The organism is Candidatus Laterigemmans baculatus, assembly GCF_010367455.1.
GTDB classification, from domain to species: Bacteria; Planctomycetota; Planctomycetia; order Pirellulales; family Pirellulaceae; genus Laterigemmans; species Laterigemmans baculatus.
The window spans coordinates 112,685-136,286 of the sequence record NZ_WRPR01000112.1; the positions used below are offsets into that span (position 1 = coordinate 112,685).

Here is a 23,602-nt window from a genome sequence, read left to right on the forward strand (position 1 = left end):
CCAAAGACAGTTTGATTGACCCAGCTCTTCACGGTTTTAATCCTTCGTGGTAGCAGCAATGCTTCGGCCGGCGATTCCCAGCGAAGCCCCCGATTGTACCGCGATGCGGCATTCGCCGGGACTCCAGCCACCTTCCCCTCACTCCGTGCGTTTTGTTTTCGGGAGCCGTTCGATGCAGCCCACTTCCAGAGATCCATCCGCGTCGGGCGAAGCGGCGCAACCGCCGCGCTGGGTCCCCGTCGCGGCTAGTGACGAGCTGCGCGAAGACGTGGGAATCGAACGGGCGGTCGAAGGACAGCTGCTCGCCCTCTTCCGCCACGGCGGCCAGGTTTATGCCATCGAGGCGCTGTGCGCCCATCACGGTGGTCCCTTGGCCGAAGGACAGGTGGTCGGGGGATGCGTCACCTGCCCCTGGCACGGCTGGCAGTACCAGCTGGCCGATGGAGTCCATACGGGGAGCGGCACCCCATTGATCGGTTCGTACCCGGCGCGGGAGGTCGAAGGGCGGATCGAGGTGCAGATTTAGAACTGCGTCGCCTCGTGCATCGCTCCGAAGACCCGAAAAGCCATCCGCAGGATCAGCGTCACCAGCACAACGACGACCAGCACCCAGATCACGACCGTCGCGAGACCAGCGATCGTGCGGACCGCGACCTTGGCCCGTTCGTCGTACTGGGAGGCCAGCGAGGCGAGCGACTCGGCGTCGGTGCCGGAGATCTCGGCGACTTCGATCGAATTGAGGAATTCACTGGGGAAAATCTCGGTCTTGGCCAGTGCCTCGCCGAGCGATTGACCGTGCTGAATGGCCCGCGTTGCCGTCTTCGTCTCCGAGCGGTAGTAGTCGCTGCCGGTGCTGTCCATCGCCAACGAGACGCTCTGCATCGGGTCGAGGCCGGCGTCGAGAGCCATGGCCAACGTCCAGCAAAAACGGGCCAAGGTGATCGTCTGGATCGCCGGGCCGAGCTTGGGGATCAGGTAGAAGAGCGGAATCGCCGCGTGCAGATTCAGCAAGTTGTTGCGGATCGCCAATACGATCAGCGCGATGGTCCCGAAGAATAACCCCACGAACCCAAAGTAGATCATCAAGCCGCTGGTCCCGCGGAGCCCGAACCCGGTCGGATCAAACGACTCGCCGCCGCCGACCGGCTGCAGCATTCCCAAGATCCAGATCAGCAGCGCGATCACGAGGATTGCGGCGATCAGTTGCAGGGCGGGCCACGCGATCCCGATCAAAAACATCCGTCGCGTCGAGAGCTGCGTCTGGTAGTGCTCGGCCATCAGCAACATCGTCCGCTCGAGGCGGCCGGTCTGCTCGCCGACGCGGACCATCGAGAGCAGCAGCTTGGGAAAATACTTGGGTCCCGACTGCTGCATCGCGTCGGCGAACGAGGAGCCTTCGGCAACCGCATCGGCCACCCCAGCCATGACTTGCTGCTGGCGGCTGTTGCCGTAGCGCGATTCGGCGCGACAGAGCGAGACGATATCGACGCCTGCGCGAAACGCGGTCCCGAAGCGGCGGCAGAACTCCATGGCTGCCGCCAGACCCATGCGGCCCGCCATCAGGCCCCCGAATCTCCAGTAGGAGCGGCATCGCCAGCAGGAGCTGCGTTGTCGGCAGGAGCTGGCTGGTCGCTCGCTTCGGCGGGCTGCTCGTCAGCCGCTTTGGGATTGGCCTCGGCGTCGCCCTTGGGTTCGGCGACCTCTTCGGGCTCGTAGATCCGCCGGCCGGCGAGCAGCGTCTCCAGCTCTTGCGTGAGCAGCGCGGTCGATTCGTTGGCGTCGAAGCCGACGTGGACCGCTTCGACGCGGCCCCCTTTGCCGATCAGCACGGTTTGGGGAATCGCGGTTGCGGCATAAGCCGAAGCGATCTCTCCTTCGGGATCGAGCAGCACGGGCATCGCCAACTCGCGATCCTCCAGGAACGTCTCGACCGCTTCGCGATCTTCGCTGACGTTGACCGCATAGAACTTGACCTTCTTGCCCTCGAAGCTGCGGGCCAGTTCGGCCATTTTGGGCATCGCTTCGACGCACGGGGCGCACCAGGTGGCCCAGAATTCGAGGACCACCACCTCGTCGCTTTGGCCGCCGATCGTCACCGCCTCGCCCTCGACGGGTTGGGCTTCCAGCTCCGGAGCCGGTTTGCCGAGCAACGGGTGCGGCCCGGCTTCGCTAGCCTGCAGCAGGTAATCGGCGATCGAATCAAACTTCTCGGCGCCGGTCGGCGGCTGGTAGGTGAACAGCTCGGGAGCGAGCTTCGGGTCGACCTCCCAGCCCTCGAAGTCGTAGCGGATCGAGAACGAGTAACCCTCGGGGACTTCCAGGTCGTTCGCCTTGGTGATCATCTCGGTCATGTCGATCAGCAGCGTCAGCGGACGCGGCCGGTCGTCGGCGGCGATCGAGAGGGTCCAGTCCATTCCTTCCCGCCGCTTGGCCCGAACTTGCACGGCCGGAACGTCGCCGACCGGTTCCCGCCCGACCAGTTCGACCGAGACGACGTTGTTGAGCAGCGAGACCGAGGGATCGACCCCCGCAACGCTCAGCCACAGCATTGGCTCGGGCTGCGGGCCGAGCTGGATTGGCATCGCCGAAACGAGAGCGGCGAGCGATTCGGGAGCGTCGGTCTGGACATACGCTTCGGGCGACAACTGGATATTCAGCTGCTGGCCGCCCGACACGAAGCGGACCGCTTCGCTCTCGAATTTTGCACTCAGGGCGATCTTGTTCGGCACGACCGAGGCAATTTGAAAGAGTCCTTCGGTGGTGCCCAGCACTTCGTCAGCGACGGCCGAGGTGACGGTCATCTTGACCGTCGCTCGGAGCGATTCGGCCGCCGCGATCCGCCGCACCATCGGGGCCACGGCCGCCCGCACTTCGTCGCTGATCTTTGCCGCTGCCGGTGCCGCCGCATCGGCGGGGGCTGGTTGCTCGGAAGCCGGCGGCTGCGCGGGCTGCGCCTGCGTGGGGGCGGCGTCGTCTTGGGCCAGCGTGGTAGAGGCTTGGCCGACGAACAGTGGTCCAGCGAGCAGCGGGACGACGAGCAGCTTGGCCCAGAGGTGGCGGGAGGCGCGCCGGACGGGGGCGGTGGGTGGGCAGGATTTCCGCATCGGTCTGGAGGTCCTCGAAGGTGGAGTGGCTTAGCTGCAGCGGCAAGTGTTCATTTCATGATAGGCGCGGTGGAAAGCCGGGTCGACCGACCGAGCTTGACTTCCCCGGCACGCCCGCAGTAGCTTCGAACGCAATCGGACGGATTCCATTTAAAAATTGCCAACGGAAGGCTTTTACCATGTCGGGTCCCGTCGCCGGGGTGCCGCTGCTCGATATTGCACGCGGAAACTCCCCTCTTCGCGAAGAATTCATCGAGGCGCTTGCGGGCGTCATCGATAGCGGCCGTTTTCTGTTCGGACCCGAGGTGAGTGAGCTGGAGCGGGAGGTCGCTCGGCTGAGCCAAGTCGACCACGCGATCGGCTGTGCTTCGGGCAGCGACGCTCTGCTGTTGGCCCTGATGGCGCTCGACATCGGTCCCGGCGACGAAGTGATCGTCCCCAGCTTTACCTTCTTTGCCACCGTCAGCTGCGTTACGCGGCTCGGCGCCACGCCGGTGTTCGCCGACATCAACCCGCGGACTTTCAACATCGATCCCGCGGCGATTGCCGCAGCGATCACTCCGGCCACGCGAGCGATCATCCCGGTGCACCTGTTCGGCCAGTGCGCCGAAATCGACGCGATCTGCCGGCTGGCGACTCAGAAAGACATCGCGGTCGTTGAAGACGCCGCCCAGGCGATCGGAGCGGCCTACCACAGCCGGGCCGCTGGGAGTTGGGGCCAGATCGGTTGCTTCAGTTTCTATCCCACCAAGAATCTCGGCGGGATGGGGGACGGCGGGATGTTGACCGCCACGGACGCGTCGATGGCCGAGCGGCTGCGGTTGTTCGCCGCCCATGGGATGCAGCCTCGCTACCACCACCGCGTGGTCGGGATCAACAGCCGCTTGGACACGTTCCAAGCTGCCGTGCTGGGGGTGAAGATGAAGCATCTGTCGGTCGCCGTGGCGGCTCGTCAGGAGAACGCCGCCCGCTACACCGAAATGTTCACCGACGCCGGCCTGGACGAAGCGGTCGTGCTGCCGGCGGTCGATCCGCACGCCTACCACGTCTGGAACCAGTACGCGATCCGCATCGAGGCTTCCCAGCGCGACACGCTTCGCCAGCACTTGGCGGCCGACGGGATCGGCAGCGAAGTCTATTACCCGATCCCCGTGCACGCCCAGGCTTGCTACGCCTCGGAGCCGTGGAGCCGAGTCGAGTTGCCCGAGACCGAGCGGGCGGCCCGCGAGATCCTCAACTTGCCGATCTTCCCGGAACTGACGGCCGAAGAGCAGGAGCGGGTGGTGGCGTCGATCGGCAGCTTCTTCGCCAAGCAAAACCGGGCCGCAGCCTGAGTGTATGTCAGCCTTTCCAGGCTGGCACTATCAGCCGCCGGGCGCTAGGCGCGGTCAGAAAACCCTGAGCCGACGGCGCTAGCCGCGGGTGCGGCAGCGAAAATTCCGGGGCTGCGAGGCCCGAGGCTAGCGCCTACGGCTCAAAAGACTGAAATCACTGGATTTTCTGACAGGGCCTAGCCCCCGGTTCCCGAAAACGCGGTGACAACCGGACGCAAGAAGCGTGGCGGCTGATGGGATGAGAAACGTAAAAAAAGCTCGCCGGGCCCGAGGGCTCGGCGAGCTTTTTTGTTTCTTCGCAGCGTCTCGCGACGGCTCCTTAGGCTTTGACCGAGTCGAGCGCTTCTTGCAGTTGGGCCTTCGGCCGCACTCCCACAAACGTCTCGGCGACTTCGCCCCCTTTGAAGACCAGCAGCGTCGGAATGCTGCTGACGCCGTACTTCTGCGCGGCTTGCGGGTTGTCGTCGATGTTGACCTTGCCGATTTTGACTCCGGGATTGTCGCCGGCCAACTCGTCGATCATCGGAGCGATTTGCCGACAGGGGCCGCACCACGGTGCCCAAAAATCGACCAAGACCGGGCCGTCGGCTTGGAGCACTTCGGCGTCGAAATTGGAGTCGGTAAACTCCTTCACGTTTCCTGCCATCAAATCACCTCAAGAACGGTTGCAGTGCCGCCGCACCACCGGGGAAAGGAAATCGGTCGCGATTGCATCCGTAAGCCGGCGGCTGGGTTGCGTTTCACATTCGTTGCCGAATGCAGGATTGTAGGAACCTCCCGGGCGCTGTCAATTTGACGCACGGCCGATCCGAGCAGCAGTGTAAGCATTCGGCGTGCCACCAACAAAAACAGGCGTCCCCGCGATGGGAACGCCTGGATGGATTTTCAATGCTGCGAGCGGTTTAGCGGAGACCGATGAGCATCCCGACCGCCGGCCGAGCTTCGCTGGTATTCCACAGCTGGGGCAGATACCGCCGCATTTCGATCGTCATCGCGATCACGGCCACGGTCATGAACACCACGCTCAGCAGCAGCATCACCGTGTAAATGTCCATGCCCCGTTTACGGGCCGGGCCGCGGGCGCCTGGGTTACTGGATATTTGTGTCGACACGGTCGCCTTTCTGAATGGGGCCTTCGAGGTACGGTTCGAGGATTTCCGCGACGGCCCGATCGGGCTGAGTTCGCCGCACGAGCAGTTTGCCGATGTAGCGGCCGCCGCGGGTGACGTGCAGGGTGTGTCCGTCCCGCAGCCCTTCGTCGTAGCCGATCGAGATCTCGACCAGCTTCGCCGGGCGGTTGACGACCAGCACCACGCCATTCCGCTCCGGCGGGGCTCCGTCGAGCGGGTCGTTCACGTTGATTCCGCGGGCGTCGAGCACTTCCTTGTACCGCGAAACGTCGCTGACCAGCTGCTCGTTCCGCTCCTGTTCGGTCTCGAGCAAACCGATCGCCTGGTTGTATTCGTCGGTCAGCTTCAGCGAGCGAGCGAACAGCTCGTCGCGCTCGGTCCGCTCGGCAATGATCCGTTGCTCGAGATCCTTGTTGGCTTCGGTCAGCCGCGAGAGTTGCTCGGCGCGACTGCGATCGGTTTGCACCAGTTCGTTGTTGGTCGCCTGCAAGGCCTGGACAGTTTGCTCGCTGTTCTGCAGCTGCTGGCGAAGCTCGTCCAACTGGGTTTGCAGAGCGGCCAAGGCGGTCCGCCGAGCGACCTGCTCGCGGGCCAACGCCTCTTCGGTCCGCTGACGCGAATCGCGGAGCTGCTGGTTGGTCTGCTCGACCAGTTCAACTTGGTGCTTCAAGCCATTCACCGGGTCGAGCACCTCGTCGCGCCAGTTGCGGTGCGAAGCATTGGCAACCAGCGCCAGGACCATGAAGGCCAAGGAGAGGCAGACCAGGATGGTCGAAAAGATTTTTCCCAGGAAAGTCATCGATTACCAGCTCAAATGGATGAAGTTTCCGGCATCGCCGGCAGCCCGTACCACGCTTTAGATCGGCTCGCGGCGGACAAGGGGGCAGCCACGGATCGCTCGCTCAAGCGGCACCAAGCCCGCAGTGCCGCTCGGGCAGCGAATCCGTACCCGTTAAATATAGTTGCCGATTTTTTACAGTGTCAACGAAAACGGGCGATTTCGGCGTTTTAATGAGAATAGGGGGTCTGGCGTACGGGGCCGGTCAGGGCGAATCGTCGGGGCCGAGCGAGCGGATCTGCTGGAGGAACGTGGACATCGACGGCGTTCGCTTGCTGACTTCCGGTTCCATGCAGCCCATGATCGCCCGGGCGAGAATCGGGTTCAGATCCGGACGGTACTGGAGGATGTCGACCGCTTCGGCCGTATCGTGCTGCAGAGCGGCGCGGCCGGTCGTATCGCCCGAGGGCCAAGGGAACTCAAAGGTGGTGACGCAGTAGGCGGTGACGCCGAAAGCGAACACGTCGACCCGCTGGTCGGTGACGCGGCGGCGGACGATCTCCGGAGCCATGTAGAGCGGCGTCCCGGTCCGGTTACCCGGTTGCATGAAGACCCCTTTGGCTGGGACGGTCAGCCCGAAGTCGATCAGCTTCAGCCCCGTAATGCCTGGCAAGCAGATAAAGTTCCGCGGGCAAACGTCGCGGTGAATGTAGCCCTGGGCGTGCACGTACTCGATCGCTTCGGCCATCTGGCGGATCAGCATTAAACGCTTGCCGCGAAGCTGATCCTCGGCCCGTTTTTGGACCAGTTGCTGCAGCCCGGGGCCTTCGATGAACTCCATGATCAGGTAGTGCTGACCCTTGGTCGTCATCCCCGCTTCGTACGTTTTCATCACCCGGGGGTGGTCCATCTCGAGAGCGATTTGGCCCTCGGTCGGTTTTCCTTGGCCTTTGAAGCGGGCTTCGAAGAGGGCGAACTTCTCGGGGTCGCAGAGCTTGAGCGCGACGATCCGGCCATCGGTGCGGTCGCGGACGACGCTGACGTCCCCCATCGTGCCGCTGACGCTCGAGCGGAGGCGCTCGAAACGCGCCTCGACGTCCAGCTTCTTCTGTGACTTGAAAACCGAGCGAAGAGAATCGAGAAAGCTCACGCGCGTGGATCCTGCAGGGAAAGACTACTTGCCACAGTAATCGATCGCGCGGGCGATTTCGCTCTTCAAGTTTTTGCGGGTCACGATCCGGTCGATGTAGCCGTGTTCGAGCAGAAATTCGCTGGTTTGGAAGCCTTCGGGGAGTTCAATGCCGATCGTCGCCTTGATCGTCCGCGGGCCGGCGAAACCGATCAGCGCTTTGGGTTCGGCAAAGACCAAGTCGCCGAGCGAAGCGAAGCTGGCGGCGACCCCGCCCATCGTGGGATTCGTCAGCACGCTGATGAACAGTCCCCCGGCCTGGTCGTACCGGGCAAGCGCCGCCGAGACTTTGGCCATCTGCATCAGCGAGAGGATACCCTCGTGCATCCGCGCCCCGCCGCCGGAGCCACTGATGATGATCAGCGGCATGTTCTCGCGGGTCGCCCACTCGATCAGCCGGGTGAGCCGTTCGCCGACGACCGATCCCATGCTCCCCATGATGAAGGCCGAGTCGGTGACCGCGAACGCGACCCGCCGGGCGCGAATCATCCCGGTGCCGGTGATCGCCGCGTCGGTCAGTCCGGTCCGTCGCTGCTCGGACAGCAGGCGCTCGGAATATCGCTTGCGGTCGGCGAACTCGAGCGGATCGGTCGGCCGCAGATGCTCGTCCATCGGCTCGAAGGTCCCCTCGTCGAGGACCTGGGCGATCCGCTCTCGAGCCGAGACGTAAAAGTGGTGCTCGCACTTGGGGCAAACATTCGCCCGCCGCTCGACCTCTTTGCGGTACACCGAGGCGGAACAGCCTGGACACTTGATCCATAGCCCCTCGGGAACTCCCCGTTTTTTAGGGGAGGTCGCGGAGCCATTTTCAGCTCCGTTCTCCGCGGCGGAAGAAGAACCATTCACCGCGTCGAGGTTCGACGAAGCAGACGAAGAGGGGTTGTCGACGGTCGCCATGGCAGCAGTCGGAGTTTCCAGCTAGCGCGGTAGAGGATCGAAAACGCAGGATCGCCTCAAGTGTCGGCGAGCGGCCCGCAAGAGGTCAAACCCAATGCGGGCGTTTCTGCCCCAAGCTCGATTGTTAAACCAGTGTATCTTGAACCCGTGCCCGGTTCTGCGGCAATTTCGCGACGCCCACTCGCCGCCGGGCCGGAATCTTCATCAGCCGCCACGCGCTAGCGTCCGGTTCGCACGGCGTTTTCGGGAACCGGGGGCTAGCGCCCGGCGGCTGATTTTGCCATCTACCAACGCAATGCGGTACTGCCGTTCAGCGCGCCCCTCACTCGGCCGCTCCGGCTTTCTCCGAGGCTTGGCCGTCGACTTCTCCGTCGCGGGCTCGCCATTCGAGGTAGCTGTCGAGGAAGCCCTGCAACTCGCCTCCGTCGAGCACGGCATGGAAGCTGCCCGCGTAGTGCCCGGTCCGCGCGTCCTTGACCCGCTGGTCGGGATGCAGGAAGTAATTGCGGATTTGGCTGCCAAAACCGGTGCGGGCCCGCTTGGCATATTTGTCCGCCTGTTCGGCCTCGCGGCGTTCTTCCTCGATTCGGGCCATCCGAGCCCGCAGCATCTTCCAGGCCGTGGCCCGGTTCTGGTGCTGGCTCCGTTCGCTCTGGCAGGTGGCGACGATTCCGGTCGGGATGTGCGTCAAGCGAATCGCGCTGTCGGTCTTGTTGACGTGCTGACCCCCTGCTCCGCTGGCCCGAAAGCGGTCCTCGCGGACATCCTTTTCGTGGATTTCCACCTCGACCGAGTCGTCCAGCTCTGGAGAAACCGAGACGGCTGCAAAGCTCGTTTGGCGTTTGCCTTCGCTGTTGAAGGGGCTGATGCGGACCAACCGGTGCATCCCCTCCTCGCCCTTCAAGTATCCGTAGGCGAGCGGCCCGCGGACGGCGATCGTGGCGTGGTTGATGCCCGCTTCCTCGTTGTCCTGGCGGTCGAGCAACGAAACGCTGTAATCGTGGCTGGCGGCCCAGGCCGAGTACATCCGCAGCAACATCTCGGCCCAGTCGTTGGCGTCGGTGCCGCCGTCGCGGGCGTTGATCGTCAGCAACGCGCCGGCGTCGTCATTCGGTCCGCTGAGCAGCGCTTTGAGCTCCAGCGCGCTCAGCACCTCCTCGAGCCGCTCGATTTCGCCCCGGACTTCCCCGACCAACTCGGGCTCCTCTTCGGCCATCTCCAGCATCGCTTGCAGGTCCTCGGCCGCTGCAAACGCTTCGCCCATCGGACCGGTAAGTCCCTTGAGCCCTTTCAGCTGAGCGACCGTTGCCTGAGCCCGTTCCTGGTTGTTCCAGAAATCGGGTTGCCCCATCCGCTGCTCGATCTCGTCGACGAGCTGACGCTTGTTGGCGTAGTCAAAGACTGTCTCGGAGAGAGGCCAAACGATCCTGAATCTCGGCGGCGCGGTCGTACAGTGCAGATTCCATGAAAAGCCCGCTGCGAAAGAATGGGGGGAAGTGGAGTGGAGCAGCCCGTGCGGAGAAGTCTCGAGTGTCGAACTCGAGCGACCTACGTTACGTTGAATATAGCGAAAGGGATCGCCCACCCAACGGGGTCAACTGGCCAACGGGGTCAACGGGGCAACTGGCCAACAACTCCCACCTCACCCACTCTCCTCCACTCGACGCACGACAGAACATGGCACGGATCGTATTGGCAATGAGCGGAGGGGTGGACAGCAGCGTCGCTGCGCACCTGCTCCGCGAGGCGGGACACGATCTGGTCGGCGTGTTCATGCGGCACGGCGAGGAATCGGTCGAAGCCTGCCGGAGCGACGACGGCGGCGCTTCGCCACTGCTGCCGATCCTCCACGGGAGGGGGGCTGGGAGTGGGAGAGCCGATCACAAACAGGGTTGCTGCAGCGCTTCGGATGCGGCCGATGCGCGGCGGGTCGCCGACGCCCTGGGGATCCCGTTCTACGCCCTCAACCTGCAGAAAGATTTTCGCCGCATCGTCGATTACTTTGTCGACGATTACACCCGCGGGCGGACTCCGAACCCGTGCGTGATGTGCAACAACTGGATCAAGTTCGGGCGGTTGTTCGAGTATGCCGACGGGGTCGACGCCGATTTCGTCGCCACCGGCCACTACGCCCGGATGGGGCGCGATTCGCAGGGCCGAGCGATGCTGCTTCGCGGTCGAGACAGTTCCAAGGACCAGTCGTACGCCCTGTTCGGCGTCGAGGCGTCGAGGCTCGAGCGGATGCTGTTGCCGGTGGGAGATTTTGAAAAGAGCAAGATCCGCAGTCGCGCCGCTGAACTCGGTCTGGGAGTCGCCGAAAAGCGGGACAGCCAAGAAATTTGCTTCGTGACCTCCGGGCACCATTCGGAGTTCGTCCGCAGCCGTCGCGGCGCCGATGCCCCGTCGACTGCGGGAGAAATCGTCACGACCGATGGCCGCACGGTCGCCGAGCACGCGGGGATCGAAGGCTTTACCGTCGGCCAACGCAAAGGCTTAGGCGTGGCGCTCGGCGAGCCGCATTTCGTGGTCCGCATCGAACCCGAAACCCGGCGGGTCGTGATCGGCGACCGCGAGGCGCTGCTCCGTCCAGGGCTGCTCGCCAACGAGGCCAATTGGCTCGTCGATCCCCAGGAACTGCCGCCGCGGTGCGAAGTGCAGATTCGCTATAACGGGGAGCCCCAAGCGGCGACCGTGACGCTTGACGTTGCCGACCCCAGGCAGTTCACGGTCGAGTTTGAGCAGCCGCAAGCGGGGGTCGCCCCCGGCCAAGCAGCGGTCGTCTACTCGGGCGACCGCGTCCTCGGAGGCGGTTGGATCGAGCATTCGCTGTGAGCTGACGTACGTTTGAAATGACTGCCCCCCTCCCCAATTAGCCAGTGCACCGGAAAGCCGATTTTCGATGGGTCTGTACGATCGCGACTACAGCCAGTTTGACGACGGAGGCGAGCCTCGCTTCGGAGGCCGGCTGGCGAGCCACCCCGCCTGGTTGATCATCCTGGTCATCAACGTAGCGGCCTTCCTGATCAACGGGTTGTTCTTCAACCGCAGCGACTCGTTGACGACGACCCTCAGCGTCCACGACGAGACGCTGTACCAGCCGTGGATGTGGTGGCGGTGGTTGACCTACGGTTTTGCCCACGGCGATTTGAATCACATCTTCTTCAACATGCTCGGGTTGTTCTTCTTCGGGTCGGCGATGGAACGGCGCTTGGGGAAGGCGGAGTTCACTCGCTTTTATCTGTTGGCGATCGTCGCCGGCGGCGTCGTCTACTCGCTGCTGACCGCTCTGGCAGCAGCCGGAGCCGATGCGCCTCAGGTCCGCTCGTTGATGCTCGGAGCCTCGGGAGCCGTGGCGGCCGTCACGATTCTGTTTTGCTTTTGCTATCCGCACGCCAAGATCCTGCTGTTCTTCGTACTCCCGGTCAAAGCCTGGATCGTCGGCGTGTTGTTCGTGGCGATGAACCTCTTGGGAGCCCTCGGGGGACGCGGCGAAGCCCAAGTCGACTCGACGGCGTTCGAAGTCCACTTGGCTGGGGTCGCATTCGCCGCGGCGTATTACCTCGGCGGCTGGAATCTCGGGACCGCGCTGCCGGACTGGCTGGGAGGATCTTCAGGAGGTTCTTCAGGAGGGTTCGCTGGCGGGCTGCGGGACCGGTTCCGCTCGCGGCCCAAGCTGCGGTTGCACGACCCGGACAAAAAGCTCGCCAAGGAAGCGGCCGAAGCGGATCGCATCCTCCAGAAGATTCACGATTCGGGCGAAGCGAGTCTGACTGCCGCCGAGCGTCGCCTGCTCGAACGCTACAGCCGACGCATTCGCGGGAAGTAAGTTTGAATCCCCCCGACCTTCATTTTGCACCGCTCGCTCGCCTTGCCTATCAGGTCGAGCGGTCTCAGCAGCGCCGTCGGGCCCGCTCGCTCCGTCGGTTGCGGAGGCGCGGGGTCGCTCACTGGATCTGGATCGCCGCCGCCTCGCTGCTGCTCGTCGCCGCGGGCGTATTCGCGGATTACTGGCGGACGCTGCCGCCGGAGACGGTGGCGACCTACGTCGGCCGCTCCGCGTGCATCGATTGCCACCAGGAAGAGGCGGCCGCCTACGACGGTTCGCACCACGACCTGGCGATGGATTTGGCGACCGAGGCGACGGTCCTCGGAGATTTCAACGATGCGACGTTCGAGCATCACGGGATCGTCAGCCGCATGTTTCGCGACGGTGAGCGGTTCCTGATCCACACCGAAGGCCCCGACGGCGAGATGAGCGACTTCGAGATCAAGTACGTCTTCGGGGTCGAGCCGCTGCAGCAGTACATGGTCGAGTTCGATCGCGACGCTGCGACGCCCGAGAATGCCGACGCCCGCGTGCAGGTGCTGCGGATCAGCTGGGATACCGAACGGGGCGAGTGGTTTTACTTGGCGCCTCCCGATGTCGATGAGAAGCTCGCCCCGGAGGACGACCTGCACTGGACCGGCATCGCTCAGCGCTGGAACACGATGTGCGCCGACTGCCACTCGACGAATCTCGTGGCCGGCTTCGATCCCAAAGCGAACCGCTATCACACCACGTTTTCCGAGATCGACGTGAGCTGTGAAGCGTGCCACGGTCCGGGCAGCACGCACGTGACGCTGGCCCGCCGCAAATCGCTGTTCTGGGACCGGCACCTCGGCTACGGACTGGCGACGCTCAAGGGGGAAAGCAACGAGCCGCAGATTCAGGCCTGCGCCCCGTGCCACAGCCGGCGTGGGCCGATCGCTCCTGGTTTCCAGCCCGGCAACCAGTTCTGCGACTTCTATGATCCGTCGCGGCTCAGCGAGACGCTCTATCACGATGACGGTCAGATCTTGGATGAGGTGTATGAGTTTGGCTCGTTCACCCAGAGCAAGATGTATCACAAGGGAATCCGTTGCAGCGATTGTCACGATCCCCACTCGCTCAAGCTGAAAGCTCCCGGCAACCAAGTTTGCACTTCCTGCCACCAGCATCCGGCCGGAAAGTACGACACCCCGTCGCACCACAAGCACGCTCCGGGGACTCCGGGGTCGGCTTGCGTCGATTGCCACATGCCCGAGACGACTTACATGGCCCTCGACCGGCGGCGCGATCACAGCCTGAGGATTCCACGCCCCGACCTGTCGGTCTCGACCGGGACCCCCAACGCTTGTACCGGCTGCCACTTGGATCCCAACAACGTCGACGCGGAGAAGCGACCCGAGCTGCGGGAGTACGCCGATTGGCAGCGGTTGGCAGCGGCCGGTGACGAGTCGGTGCAAGCGGAGATTGACCGTGTCGACCGCTGGGCGGACGAAGCGTGCGACCGCTGGTATGGCGAGGAGCGACGCCGCGATCCGCATTTTGCTGAAGCCTTCGCCGCTTTTCGCCGCGGCGCGTCGGGGGGTGTCGACGCGCTCGCGCAACTGGCCCGCGAGGCGGCGAGCGTCCCGGCGATCGCCCGCGCGACGGCGCTCGACGAGCTGGCCCAAGGGGCCGATCCGAGGACTGCCGCGGCTGGCGCTTCCGCGGCTCGAGACGCGCTGGACGATCCGCACCCGATCGTCCGCGCCGCGGCCGCTCGCGCTCTGGCCGGCGAGCTGGTTCGCCCCGACGGTGCGGAACGATTAGCCGACCGCCTGGGACCGCTGCTGGACGATTCCTCGAGGCTGGTCCGGGTCCACGCCGCTCGCACGCTGGCGACCACGCGAAGTTATGTCGGGCTCGATGCAGGCGAGCGTGTTCGGTTTGGACAAGTGATGGACGAAATCGAAGCGGGGCTGGGAGTGATCAGCGATCGCAGCGGAGCCCACCTCGACTGGGCGCTGCTCTGCGAAGCGACCGGCCGGATTGCGGAAGCCGTCGAATCGTACAAGACCGCGATCCGCGTGGAGCCGAACACGGTCGGCCCGCGGAGCAACCTCGCCGGACTGCTCGAGAATCTGGTCGAGGGGCAGTTGGCCGCGGGCGAAGGGACGCCCGAGAGTATCGCTGCGACGCGAAAGGCAATTGCGGAACTGCGGCGACAGGAACTCCCACTGCTCGCCCGCGACGCTCGCCTCGCACCTACCAGCGCTCCGCTGCAGTACCGCCTCGGCTGGGCTTACTATCTCGACGGCCAGATGGACAAAGCGATGGAGCACCTTCAACGGGCGGCTTCGCTCGAGCCAGAGAACGAGGATTTCCAAACCGCCGTGAGACTGCTCCGCGAAAAACTCGAGGGCTCAGCCGAGACACGCGAGGCGAGCCCGGGTGGCGGATCAGCCGCCAGCCCCTAGCCCGGAATATTCATCAGCCGCAACGCGCTAGCGTCCGGTTCTCGCAGACGCCGTATTAACCGAACGCTAGCGCGTGGCGGCTGATTGGCGGATGATTGGTAGGCCAACTCACCCTCCAACTCTCAGCACCAATTTGCCTCGCACTTGATGCTTTTCGCTGCGGCGGTGGGCTTCGGGGGCTTCGTGGAGCGGCAGAATTGCGTCGACGGTGATCCGCAATTGATCGACCGTGTGGAGCCGGATGAGTTCGCCGAGGTCCTCGCGGCGGGACCGCGCGACCATGATGCGGCCTCGCTGCGAAGTGGTCAGCGTCGCGAGGCTCGTCAGCGCTCCGCGGAGGCTCGGCTCGGTGCTGACAAATCGGCCCCGGGGGCGCAGCACGCGGCGGGCTTCGTGGAACGAGCTTTTGCCGGCCGCGTCAAAGATCAAGTCCCAACGCTCGTCGGCCTCGCTGAAGTTCTGACGCTCGTAGTCGATAAATTCATCAGCCCCAAGCATACGGACATGGGCCTCAGCGCCCTCACTGGCCACCCCCGTGACGTGCGCCCCGTAAGCTTTGGCGATTTGCACTGCATAACCGCCGACCGCGCCGCTGGCCCCGTTGATCAATACGCGATCACCGAGACACAGTTTGCCGTGGTCGCGGAGCGATTGCAGCGCAGTTGACCCGGCGAGTGGAAGCGCCGCGGCATCTTCGAACGAGAGCGAATCGGGGATCGGCGATACCGCATGCGGCGAACAGACGGCCCACTCGGCATAGGCTCCGCCGTAGACCGAATCGAGAAAGGCCATCACACGCGCTCCGCGAGCCAGTCCCCATGGCTCGCCCCCCTCCTCGAGATAACCAGCCACGTCAAAACCCGGAATCCGCGGGAAGCCGCCAGGCAGTAAATACCGCATCTCCCCCTGACGCATCCGCCAGTCGATCGGGTTCACGCTGCTGGCGACGACTTGGATGCGAACCTGTCCGGAGTGCGGCTCGGGTGTGCGGAGGCTGCCGTAGCGGAGAACTTCGGGACCGCCATAGTCTTCGTAGAAAACGCCCTGCATCGTCTTGGGAGCAACAGCAAGCGGGGCTGGTGCGGCAGCGTCGAACGCGGCGGGAGATGCAGTCGTCACGGCAGCCTCAGGTTCGAAAAATCAGCCGACACGCGGCAGCGTCCGGTTTTTTTACTGCGCCGAGGGAAACCGGAGGCTAGCGCCCGGCCGCTGTTGAGACGGGAGGGTTTTCCACAGCTCTATCAGCCGCCACGCGCTAGCGTCCGGTTCTTGCGGCATTTTCGAGAACCGGGGGCTAGCGCCCGGCGGCTGATGAATAATCCGGGCTAGCATCCGGTTCCGGAAACCGGGGGCTAGCGCCCGGCGGCTGATAGTTTCTGTCAGCCTGGGCGAAAATGAGACCTACTTGCTGGTCTCTTTTTTCGCTTCGTTCTTGGCCGTTTCCTTGGCTTCGTTTTTGACCGCAGCCGCTTTGTCGGCGAGCTCCTTGGAGGTCAGTCCTTCCTCGTGCATCGCTTCCTTGGCCGACGCGGCCACTTTCTTCACGACGTTGCCGGCGTGATCGGCGAGTGCGGAGGGGGTCAGACCTTCTTCTTCGGCTTGCTCCATTGCGTGGGCGGCGGTCGCCGATACGACACTTTTGCCGCGTTTGACTGCTTCGTTGCCCATCTCGTAGCCGCGGTGGCGAACCTCCTCGGCAGTCTCACCAAACGCTTCATCCTCGCGGCGGGTCCGCGGCAACAGGAAGCCGGCGACCATTCCCAGTCCGAGGCAACCGAGGCCGACCAGGAGCGGATACTGCTCGGTTGCCTCTTTGGTAGCGTCGCGAGTGTAAGCCGCTCCGCGGTTGATCGCCCGGCCGCTGGCTCGCAAGCCATCGACGGTTGCTTCGCCCACCGTCGTCGCCCCGCGATAGGCCCCTTCATAGGTGGCCGACGCCGCATGGCTCATCGAGCGACCGGTTCCTTGCATCGCTCCGTAGGTCGACCGTCCGGCGCTGGAGGCCGCGTGGCTGACCGACGAAGCGGCGTGTCGAGCGGCTTCGCTCATGCTGTGCCCAGCCGCCGAGGCGGCATGGCTCGCCGAGGAGGCAGCGTGGCGAGCCGAATCGCTCATCCGGTTCCCGGCAGACGAGGCTGCCTGACGGACAGAGGAGGCAGCGGAACCTGCCGCACCCCCAACGGCCGAAGCCCCTTCACTCGCCCGCTGGCCGGCTTTCGAAGCCAGCGATGATCCGTCGCTGCCGCTCCTCGCTTCCACTTCGGCCTGCAGCGGGTATTTGGGCGATTCGATATCCGATCCAGCAGGCAGAACGATCGACCGCTCGGCCGTCCCCGCCGGCTCACAAAAAACATCTTCTTCAGAAACCGGCTGAGGGGTGTAGCCTTGCATGATTAACCTCTCGGAGGAAATCGATTCCTCGCGGCGATCGCGGAGGAATTCGTTGTAAAGGAAATATCCCACACCGGCGCCGACCAGCGCCGAAGGAACGGGGTTACGGCGGATGCAATCGATCACCGCTTCGGTCCCCTCTTGGACCCCTTCGGAGATCGATTCACTGCCGCTACGCACCCCCGAGCTGACCGACGAGCTGACCGAATGGCCGAGCGCCGCGGCTTTCTCCGCTCCGGCGTGCATGCCGTGACGAACGCCCGAGCTCACGCTGTGGCCCATCGACGAGGCAGCGTGGCTAACCCGTTCGCGGGCTCGACTGCTGCCGGAAGAGGACGACGAGCGGAACGCGGCCCAGACGCCACGGAGCAATTCGGCCGGTTGCAGCCGAGCGGTCAGCTCGTCGATCGTCTCGTCCATCAAGCTCCGAGTCCGCTCGATGTCGCGATAGATCTCTCGGCTGTCTTCATGCTCGTAGTGGTATTCGGCCTTGGCGCGCGGGAGTCGATCGTTGGGAATCGGCTGCGGGTTCATACTTTCTCGCGGATCCATTCCTTGTTCTCCTTCATAGTTTCGATGGTTCGTTCAGGAAGAGGCGAGGTCGACTGAATGGCGTTCTTGCCTTTCATGACCAGCATCAAGCCGATCAAACTGACGACGCAGCCGACGATCAACGGAGCGATCCACATCCCGTGGTACTCCATGTCTGCCGCGACGAACGCGACATAGATGCCCGCGGTGATCGCGAGCAGCACGAAGATCAGGCCGGCAAAAGCGACCTGCGTTCCGCTGGCAAGATAGGCCGCATTGCGACCAATCTTGCTGATCCGCTCGCTCATTTCAGTCCGAGCCAGCGCGATTTCCTGACGGACGAGAAGCGTCGTCTCGTCGCGAAGTTCTTTCAGCAAAGTGCCGATGCCAGCGGCCGAATCTGCGGTTCGCCTCGGTTCGACGTAGTGCGGGTCGTCGCGAAAGCGTGGATCGGCCGTCTCAGCCCGACGCTGGCGATCCGTTGAATCGATCATGATCTTCCTCCTCGGAAGCGGTATTTAGGGAGATGGGTCGAAGTCGCACTCAGCGGGGCCGCGGAGCGGAGCCGCCCGAATTTCGATCGCCGCTCTGGCTGGGCTGCGATTGGTTTCCTCGAGAGCTATTTCCCGCGGGAGTGGAGCAACTAGGGGACTGATCCGTCGACGGTTTAGGACTGGGCGAAGCACCGCTCCGCGGAGCACTGGTGCCAAGTGGCGACCCGGTCGCCGGCGGGGTCGTCGGCGGCGTTGCCGGGCGGCCCATGCTCGCTTGTCCGAGGCTTCCCTGTCCGGGTTGAGCCATTCCCGCCGAACCGGCCGCAGCCGGATTGCTGCCGACGGTCAATTCATGGTCGTGCGGCAACGGCGGAACCGGGCCCCGCTGCGCGCTGGGGTTCGCTCCAGTGGGCCTGCCCGCCGGCCCGCCGGCCGGCGGTTGGAAGCCGGCACTCTGATAGCGGGGCGGGCGGGCTTTGAGGAAGCGCGCCAAGGAGAGGCCGGCGACGAACAAGCCGCCGAGCACGAGCGTGGGATTGCGACGAACGAAGTGTTCAGCGTCCTCGAGCAGATCTTGGACCTGCGAGTCGCGAAGGTGGTTGCCCATCCCCTCGATCCGCTGAGCGAGCGAACGAGCCTGGGCGGCGAGCCGAGGATCATGGTGCTGTTCGAGGTCGTCGGCCGCACGCTGCAAGGCGCTGCTGACATCGCAGATCTTGGTCGCAAAACCGTTCTTCTGGGAATCGACCTGCTCGACCACCCGGTGCTTGACCATTCCGGCTTGCTCGATCGCCTGCTCGCGAACGAGCTCCGCGGTTTCCCGCGTCTGCCGGCGAACTCGCTCTCCTGCTTCAGCCGCCGAGCGTCGAACCTGATCACCGGCATGGGCAGCCTGCTGCCGGACGTGATCCTGCTCAGCCTTGGCTCGCTCGGTCGCGCTGCGAGCACCACCGTTTTGGTCAGCCTTGCCTTTCTCGATCGTCGTGGTGGTCGTTTCCAGTTCGATGTTGGTGCCGGCCGCTGGGTGCGATTGGTTCGTAGCGCGCGACTGGAAATCGTCCCGGTCTCGTGACGTCCCGTTCATCTGCCTTTCCTCCTGAGTGTGTAAATGGATGCGGCCTGACTCGTGGGCTCGCGTGTTCGGTCATTTACATGGGGAAAGTACAAATCCCGCGCCAAAAAGATCTGACCGGGAGTACAACCACAAAGTGCACGAAGGAAAGTTGAACCACGGACGACACGGATTGTGGGCTTTCGGACTCCCCCTTCATCCGCGTTCTCCGTGCTATCCGCGGTCCCACTCCTTTCCGTGCTTTTCCGTGTCCTTCCGTGGCCACCCTTCGTGCGCTTCCTGGTTGCACCCCCGGCCCGATCCGGACATGGACTCCGTGAGAGTCAGTAGATGCGCGGGGCGGTGGGAGCGCATGAAAAAACCCCACGGCGAGAGCGGCTCGCCGTGGGGTCGCAGAAAAGTTCGGAGTGCTGTCGCGATTAGAGCGCGTCGCCAGCCGGCACGAACTCTTTGAACGGCACGCTGCTGCTCTTGCCGCGGAGGGTCAGGTAGGCCTGATAGACGCGATAGTCGATCGACTCACTCACCCACCGGCTCGCGCCATCGGCAAAGCCGGCATTGACCCCGCCGTTGTGAGCCGAGGAGGGACGGGCCCACAACGGAGCGTCGGCCGACGTCATCTGTCCTTCCATCGCTTGCCAATTGATCTTCATGACCGATTCCGGTGCGGGTGCCAGCGTCGTGCCTTCGCTTTCGTCGCGGAAGTGGAAGACCATCCCCTGCATCACCTTCGCATTGGCTGCAGTCGTGCTCGAGCCCAGAGTCCAACGATTCCACGGTTGAGCCTGAAGGCTTTCGCTGAACAGGATCGTGTTGTTGCCGCCATCCTTGAAATCATCCATGCGGATCGTGGGCCCAACGGGACCGAGGGCCTCAGCCTTGTTATTGAATGCGCCGTTCGCCTTCGTCTCGACGTTCTTCAATTGAACTGCCGTCACTGCTCCATAGGTCGCAGGATCTCCAGCGTCGGTGCCATTTGCAGCCTCGGTGGGCCAGAAGCCGTTGTTCGAGATGTAGGTGTTCTGCGCAGCCTCTTGCGAGTCGAATGCGACTCCCGTGGCGCTTGCACAGACGAAGATCGGGATGTTCGGCACCGAGTTGATGTGCCAGCCGCCCACCGCGTTCGGCGTGTCGGTCGCATACAGCGGGTACTTGTCTTCGTTGTACCGCTCGTAGGTCGCTTGGGCGCCGAGGTTCGGCATCAGGGCGACGTGCCAGGTGCCGTACTTTTCGTGTGCGGTGGTGTAGGTGTTGTCCGGATCGCCGGGGTCGTTGGCACCGCTGAACGAGCCAAAGTGATTGATGTACCCGGGCAGCTTGCGATTGGTCGTCTCGTACGTCACCGCGGCCAGGGCGAGGTTCTTGACGTTGTTTGCGCACTCGGTCCGCCGGGCGGCTTCACGGGCGGCTTGGACCGCTGGAATCAAGAGGCCCATCAGGACGCCGATGATGCTGATAACGACCAGCAACTCGACTAAGGTGAAACCAGGACGAGAGCGTTTAGACATCGCACCACTCCGAAGAACTTGAGACAAGAAGGGACGGCCGGGGATGTGGGGCTGCAGAGCATCCCACCGCCAGAGGATTCGCCCCTAGTATGACACAAGCTGCTTCGCAAAGTCCAGCGTTTTCGCCCGAGCTGTAAACGTGCGCGATACCCTCCCCCCGGGCATTGGTCTCTACACAAGTCCAAGGGCTAGAAAAGGCACAGCCAATACCCTCCCCCCGGGAGGGTCGCGAGGAACGAGCGGGGAGGGTTTCCGCGACGGTGAGTTTCACTTGGGGCTATCGGTAGGGATCGCCCTCCCTCCCCTCGCTGACGCTCGACCCTCCCGGGGGGAGGGTGATGACAGGTCGTGCGACTTGTGTAGAGACCAGTTCCCGGGGGGAGGGTGATGGTGTGTGACCCGGGCTTTGGCTAGAGCTAGGCGGCCGCGGGCATGACTTCGTACTGCACCGCCTCGACGAGCTCGGCGGAAATCTGCTTCGCTTGCTCGCCGGCTCCCGCCAGCAAGGCCAGGTCGGCCAGCCGGGCGATGGTCCCCACGCGGCCTTCGGCGAGCTCGTGCAGTCGCACGATGGCCGCGTCCTTGAAAACTTCCTCGCGGGCGCCCGCTTGCGCCAGAGCGTGGCGGATGTATCCCGCCGTATCGGCCAGGTCAAATGGATCGAGATCGATCCGCAGCGGGCAGCCTCCCACGGCCGCGGCGAGCGACAATGCATCGTGCGGCGAGCAGCCGATCACGGCGGTGAACCAGGGCGTTTCCGCAGCCAGTGCCCCGGCCGTCTCCGCGGCCAGCGTCGTCGCATCGTCGAGCAACCAGACGGTGCGGACACTTTGGCGAGCCGAGGCGGCGATCCGCTCGGAGACTTGACGGTACACGTCCCCCAGTCGACCGCTTCCCAGTCGCCCGCTCCCGAAGTGCGTGACTCCGAGATGCGTGACTCCGAGCCGCTGCGCCAGATGGACCAACAACTCCTCGGCCGAGCGATTGCGGGCCCCGGTGCGAACCATATCGACGGCCGTGTCCCCGAAGCCCGCCGAGACCGCGATCCGGTGGAGCAGCATCGTCCGCCCGGCGCCGGCCGGGGCGATCAGCAACCCGCTGCTGCGGCCCCCCGAGATCAGATAGTCGAGCCGCGCTAGCGCTTCCCGCTGCGGGCGACCCGCAAAAAAGTCATCGGCCAATTCCGGTCGCCCAAAAGGCATCCGGTGCAGTGACCAGTAGGCGTAGTGGGACATTTGCGAAAGCACCAGTACGAGTCGCCACCGAAGGCGCGGATCGAGCCAAGACGCGGAAAGACCGCGGCATAACTCCGACAATCGGCACGTCCCGCACGCCGCCTTGAAGGAAAGCCGGGGCCTCGAGGTACGGGTGAGCCACGGAAGGAAATACGGGTGAGCCACGGAAGGAAATGCGGGTGAGCCACGGAAGGAAATACGGGTGAGCCACGGAAGGACACGGAAGGTCACGGAAGAAAAGGAAAGAGGGAAGAGAAGAGGAGCGGCAAGAGGTGACGGCAGGAGGTGACGGCAAGAGGTGACGGCAGGAGGTGACGGCAGGAGGTGACGGTGATTGCTAGCTCCCTCTCCAGCCCGCTTCTCGCTGCTCCCCGCCCCTTCCTTGCTTCCTTGCTTCCTTGCTTCCGTGCTTCCGTGCTTCCGTGCTTCCGTGCTGTTCCGTGTCTTTCCGTGGCTCCTCTCCGCTCCCTACGCCTCCCGCTACCTCCTGTTGGGGTTGACTCGCAAGGCTCGGAATTGCGACTGGAAGCGGCGTGATGAACCCGTCCCGCCTAAGCCTCTGCCGCCGCTGCGTCAACTTCGCCTGGCTCTGCTGCGCGGTCGGGCTGGTTGGGTGCATGCTCGGCGGCTGCGCGCAAGTTCCCGCCGGTAACTCGCTGCTCGATGGGGCGCTGCTGGAGAGGACGGCCGCGGCGGGCGAGGCGGTTCTCGAGGTTCCGGTCCCGTCGCACGAGCGGCTGTGGCGGATCGAGCAGGCGGTGCTGCCGTATGTCGAGTGGGATCAGCGACGAGTGACGGTCCGCAATGTCCGCCAATGTCGCTGGCGGAGCGAGGAGTCGAAGGAGGTCCGGCACGCCGACTGGCAGTTCGCTTGGGGCGATGTGCAGGGAGTTGATTTCGTCGTCGCTCCGTTTCGCGACATGCCGCTGCTAGCCCACACGATGCTCAGCTTCCGGCTGGCCGACGGTCGCTGCTTGGGGCTCTCGGTCGAAGCTCGCCTGGAGCGGGGCGAGACGTACTCGGTCGTCGCCGGAGCGGCTCGCCAGTTTGAATTAATGTATGTGCTGGCCGACGAACCCGACCTGTACGGGCTCCGCGCCGAAGTCCGCCGCGACGACCTGTACCTCTACGAGACTCGCGCCACGGGAGCGGCGGCCGCCCGCTTGCTCCGCGATGTTTTGCAGCGCGTCGACCAGCTGGTCGCCGAGCCCGAGTTCTACGATTCGCTGTCGAACAACTGCACGACGAACCTCGTACAACACCTCAACCGCACGCAGCTGGGGCAAGTGCCGGCTGATTGGCGGAGTCAGTTGCCCGGTCAGAGCGATCGGCTCGCCCACTCGCTCGGGCTGCTGAAGACGACGCTTCCGTTCGAAGAGGCACGGCGGCAGGCCTGGGTCTCCAGCCGCGTCCGCCAGCATTTAGGAGCCCCCGAGTTCTCGCAGAAAATCCGCCAGAGTTCCAACGCGGCTATTGCATCAGCCGCCGGGCGCTAGCCCCCGGTTTCTAAAAAACGCCGTGACAACCGGACGCTAGCGCGTGGCGGCTGATGAGCTGGACATTGCTGAAGAAGTTCTGAATCACGAAAGTTGCGTGAAGATGCGGGCGGTTTTGCGTTTCGCTCTTGACGGCTCCTTTGCAAAGATTATCAAACAAGTGTCTCGATCGACTTGGCTCC

At 64.1% G+C, this 23,602-nt stretch carries 20 protein-coding genes; 6 read left to right on the forward strand and 14 right to left on the reverse strand.

Translation table 11 applies throughout. The annotated features are described in order from the left end of the window. Positions 1-172 precede the first annotated feature (172 nt). On the forward strand, positions 173-526 hold the full coding sequence (locus GNK13_RS18520; protein ID WP_235935332.1) for a Rieske (2Fe-2S) protein: 354 nt from the start codon (positions 173-175) through the stop codon (positions 524-526). Here GNK13_RS18520 and GNK13_RS18525 read toward each other — a convergent pair. After that, a complete protein-coding gene (locus GNK13_RS18525) occupies positions 523-1,560 on the reverse strand; it encodes a type II secretion system F family protein (protein ID WP_164104039.1) in 1,038 nt (345 codons plus the stop codon). The genes GNK13_RS18520 and GNK13_RS18525 overlap by 4 nt on opposite strands. Next, positions 1,560-3,104 carry a redoxin domain-containing protein gene (locus GNK13_RS18530; protein ID WP_164104040.1) on the reverse strand — a complete coding sequence of 515 codons (1,545 nt, stop codon included), beginning with the start codon at positions 3,102-3,104 and terminating at the stop codon, positions 1,560-1,562. Before GNK13_RS18530 ends, GNK13_RS18525 begins: the two co-directional genes overlap by 1 nt. 179 nt (positions 3,105-3,283) lie before the next feature. On the opposite strand from GNK13_RS18530, the gene GNK13_RS18535 reads away from it, so the two are divergent. Then, positions 3,284-4,438 (forward strand): DegT/DnrJ/EryC1/StrS family aminotransferase, encoded by a 1,155-nt coding sequence (locus GNK13_RS18535; RefSeq protein WP_164104041.1) that lies wholly within the window; start codon positions 3,284-3,286, stop codon positions 4,436-4,438. Between the two features lie 319 nt (positions 4,439-4,757). Here the strand turns inward: GNK13_RS18535 and trxA are convergent, their stop codons facing one another. The 6 genes from trxA to prfB form a co-directional block, all read right to left on the reverse strand. Further along, entirely contained in the window at positions 4,758-5,084 is a 327-nt protein-coding gene (gene trxA, locus GNK13_RS18540; RefSeq protein ID WP_203329138.1) for a thioredoxin, read from the reverse strand. A gap of 256 nt (positions 5,085-5,340) precedes the next feature. Then, on the reverse strand, positions 5,341-5,493 hold the full coding sequence (locus tag GNK13_RS21545) for a hypothetical protein (RefSeq protein ID WP_203329139.1): 153 nt from the start codon (positions 5,491-5,493) through the stop codon (positions 5,341-5,343). Between the two features lie 34 nt (positions 5,494-5,527). Continuing rightward, complete coding sequence (locus GNK13_RS18545) at positions 5,528-6,367, reverse strand: hypothetical protein (protein WP_164104043.1); 840 nt, start codon at positions 6,365-6,367, stop codon at positions 5,528-5,530. 244 nt (positions 6,368-6,611) lie between these two features. Continuing rightward, complete coding sequence (locus tag GNK13_RS18550; protein ID WP_235935333.1) at positions 6,612-7,496, reverse strand: serine/threonine-protein kinase; 885 nt, start codon at positions 7,494-7,496, stop codon at positions 6,612-6,614. 24 nt (positions 7,497-7,520) lie between these two features. Beyond that, complete coding sequence (gene accD, locus GNK13_RS18555; protein ID WP_164104044.1) at positions 7,521-8,432, reverse strand: acetyl-CoA carboxylase, carboxyltransferase subunit beta; 912 nt, start codon at positions 8,430-8,432, stop codon at positions 7,521-7,523. Positions 8,433-8,754: 322 nt separating this feature from the next. Next, positions 8,755-9,898 (reverse strand): peptide chain release factor 2 gene (gene prfB / locus GNK13_RS18560; RefSeq protein ID WP_390622527.1). Its coding sequence is split into 2 segments (ribosomal slippage): positions 8,755-9,828 and positions 9,830-9,898, totalling 1,143 coding nucleotides; the frame shifts between segments, so codons are not numbered across the junction. Positions 9,899-10,109: 211 nt separating this feature from the next. Between prfB and mnmA the strand changes: the two genes are divergently transcribed. From mnmA to GNK13_RS18575, 3 genes are all read left to right on the forward strand, one after another. After that, positions 10,110-11,264 carry a tRNA 2-thiouridine(34) synthase MnmA gene (mnmA, locus tag GNK13_RS18565; RefSeq protein ID WP_164104045.1) on the forward strand — a complete coding sequence of 385 codons (1,155 nt, stop codon included), beginning with the start codon at positions 10,110-10,112 and terminating at the stop codon, positions 11,262-11,264. Positions 11,265-11,331: 67 nt separating this feature from the next. After that, positions 11,332-12,258, forward strand: coding sequence for a rhomboid family intramembrane serine protease (locus GNK13_RS18570; RefSeq protein WP_164104046.1), 927 nt, complete (start codon positions 11,332-11,334; stop codon positions 12,256-12,258). Positions 12,259-12,260: 2 nt separating this feature from the next. Beyond that, positions 12,261-14,693 carry a cytochrome c3 family protein gene (locus GNK13_RS18575; RefSeq protein WP_235935334.1) on the forward strand — a complete coding sequence of 811 codons (2,433 nt, stop codon included), beginning with the start codon at positions 12,261-12,263 and terminating at the stop codon, positions 14,691-14,693. A 108-nt stretch (positions 14,694-14,801) separates the two neighbouring features. Here the strand turns inward: GNK13_RS18575 and GNK13_RS18580 are convergent, their stop codons facing one another. From GNK13_RS18580 to GNK13_RS18605, 6 genes are all read right to left on the reverse strand, one after another. After that, a complete protein-coding gene (locus GNK13_RS18580; RefSeq protein ID WP_235935335.1) occupies positions 14,802-15,812 on the reverse strand; it encodes an NAD(P)-dependent alcohol dehydrogenase in 1,011 nt (336 codons plus the stop codon). A gap of 282 nt (positions 15,813-16,094) precedes the next feature. Then, a complete protein-coding gene (locus GNK13_RS18585) occupies positions 16,095-17,636 on the reverse strand; it encodes a DUF3618 domain-containing protein (RefSeq protein WP_164104047.1) in 1,542 nt (513 codons plus the stop codon). Continuing rightward, positions 17,615-18,109, reverse strand: coding sequence for a phage holin family protein (locus GNK13_RS18590; protein WP_164104048.1), 495 nt, complete (start codon positions 18,107-18,109; stop codon positions 17,615-17,617). The genes GNK13_RS18585 and GNK13_RS18590 overlap by 22 nt, the downstream gene beginning before the upstream one ends. Before the next feature lie 49 nt (positions 18,110-18,158). Beyond that, positions 18,159-19,193, reverse strand: coding sequence for a hypothetical protein (locus GNK13_RS18595; protein ID WP_164104049.1), 1,035 nt, complete (start codon positions 19,191-19,193; stop codon positions 18,159-18,161). Between the two features lie 407 nt (positions 19,194-19,600). Beyond that, complete coding sequence (locus GNK13_RS18600) at positions 19,601-20,689, reverse strand: DUF1559 domain-containing protein (RefSeq protein ID WP_164104050.1); 1,089 nt, start codon at positions 20,687-20,689, stop codon at positions 19,601-19,603. Between the two features lie 416 nt (positions 20,690-21,105). Next, positions 21,106-21,924: a hypothetical protein gene (locus tag GNK13_RS18605; RefSeq protein ID WP_164104051.1), complete on the reverse strand. Its 819-nt coding sequence runs from the start codon at positions 21,922-21,924 to the stop codon at positions 21,106-21,108. A gap of 536 nt (positions 21,925-22,460) precedes the next feature. On the opposite strand from GNK13_RS18605, the gene GNK13_RS18610 reads away from it, so the two are divergent. Further along, complete coding sequence (locus tag GNK13_RS18610) at positions 22,461-23,420, forward strand: lipoprotein N-acyltransferase Lnb domain-containing protein (protein ID WP_164104052.1); 960 nt, start codon at positions 22,461-22,463, stop codon at positions 23,418-23,420. The last annotated feature ends 182 nt before the right edge of the window (positions 23,421-23,602 follow it).

Coding starts and splice junctions, on each gene's coding strand:
- accD (WP_164104044.1), bottom strand. CDS start 8,432: ATGGCGACCGTCGACAACCCCTCTTCGTCTGCTTCGTCGAACCTCGAC.
- mnmA (WP_164104045.1), top strand. CDS start 10,110: ATGGCACGGATCGTATTGGCAATGAGCGGAGGGGTGGACAGCAGCGTC.
- GNK13_RS18545 (WP_164104043.1), bottom strand. CDS start 6,367: ATGACTTTCCTGGGAAAAATCTTTTCGACCATCCTGGTCTGCCTCTCC.
- GNK13_RS18585 (WP_164104047.1), bottom strand. CDS start 17,636: ATGGATCCGCGAGAAAGTATGAACCCGCAGCCGATTCCCAACGATCGA.
- GNK13_RS21545 (WP_203329139.1), bottom strand. CDS start 5,493: ATGGACATTTACACGGTGATGCTGCTGCTGAGCGTGGTGTTCATGACC.
- GNK13_RS18595 (WP_164104049.1), bottom strand. CDS start 19,193: ATGAACGGGACGTCACGAGACCGGGACGATTTCCAGTCGCGCGCTACG.
- GNK13_RS18590 (WP_164104048.1), bottom strand. CDS start 18,109: ATGATCGATTCAACGGATCGCCAGCGTCGGGCTGAGACGGCCGATCCA.
- GNK13_RS18570 (WP_164104046.1), top strand. CDS start 11,332: ATGGGTCTGTACGATCGCGACTACAGCCAGTTTGACGACGGAGGCGAG.
- trxA (WP_203329138.1), bottom strand. CDS start 5,084: ATGGCAGGAAACGTGAAGGAGTTTACCGACTCCAATTTCGACGCCGAA.
- GNK13_RS18520 (WP_235935332.1), top strand. CDS start 173: ATGCAGCCCACTTCCAGAGATCCATCCGCGTCGGGCGAAGCGGCGCAA.
- GNK13_RS18600 (WP_164104050.1), bottom strand. CDS start 20,689: ATGTCTAAACGCTCTCGTCCTGGTTTCACCTTAGTCGAGTTGCTGGTC.
- GNK13_RS18525 (WP_164104039.1), bottom strand. CDS start 1,560: ATGGCGGGCCGCATGGGTCTGGCGGCAGCCATGGAGTTCTGCCGCCGC.
- GNK13_RS18610 (WP_164104052.1), top strand. CDS start 22,461: ATGAACCCGTCCCGCCTAAGCCTCTGCCGCCGCTGCGTCAACTTCGCC.
- GNK13_RS18530 (WP_164104040.1), bottom strand. CDS start 3,104: ATGCGGAAATCCTGCCCACCCACCGCCCCCGTCCGGCGCGCCTCCCGC.
- GNK13_RS18535 (WP_164104041.1), top strand. CDS start 3,284: ATGTCGGGTCCCGTCGCCGGGGTGCCGCTGCTCGATATTGCACGCGGA.
- GNK13_RS18605 (WP_164104051.1), bottom strand. CDS start 21,924: ATGTCCCACTACGCCTACTGGTCACTGCACCGGATGCCTTTTGGGCGA.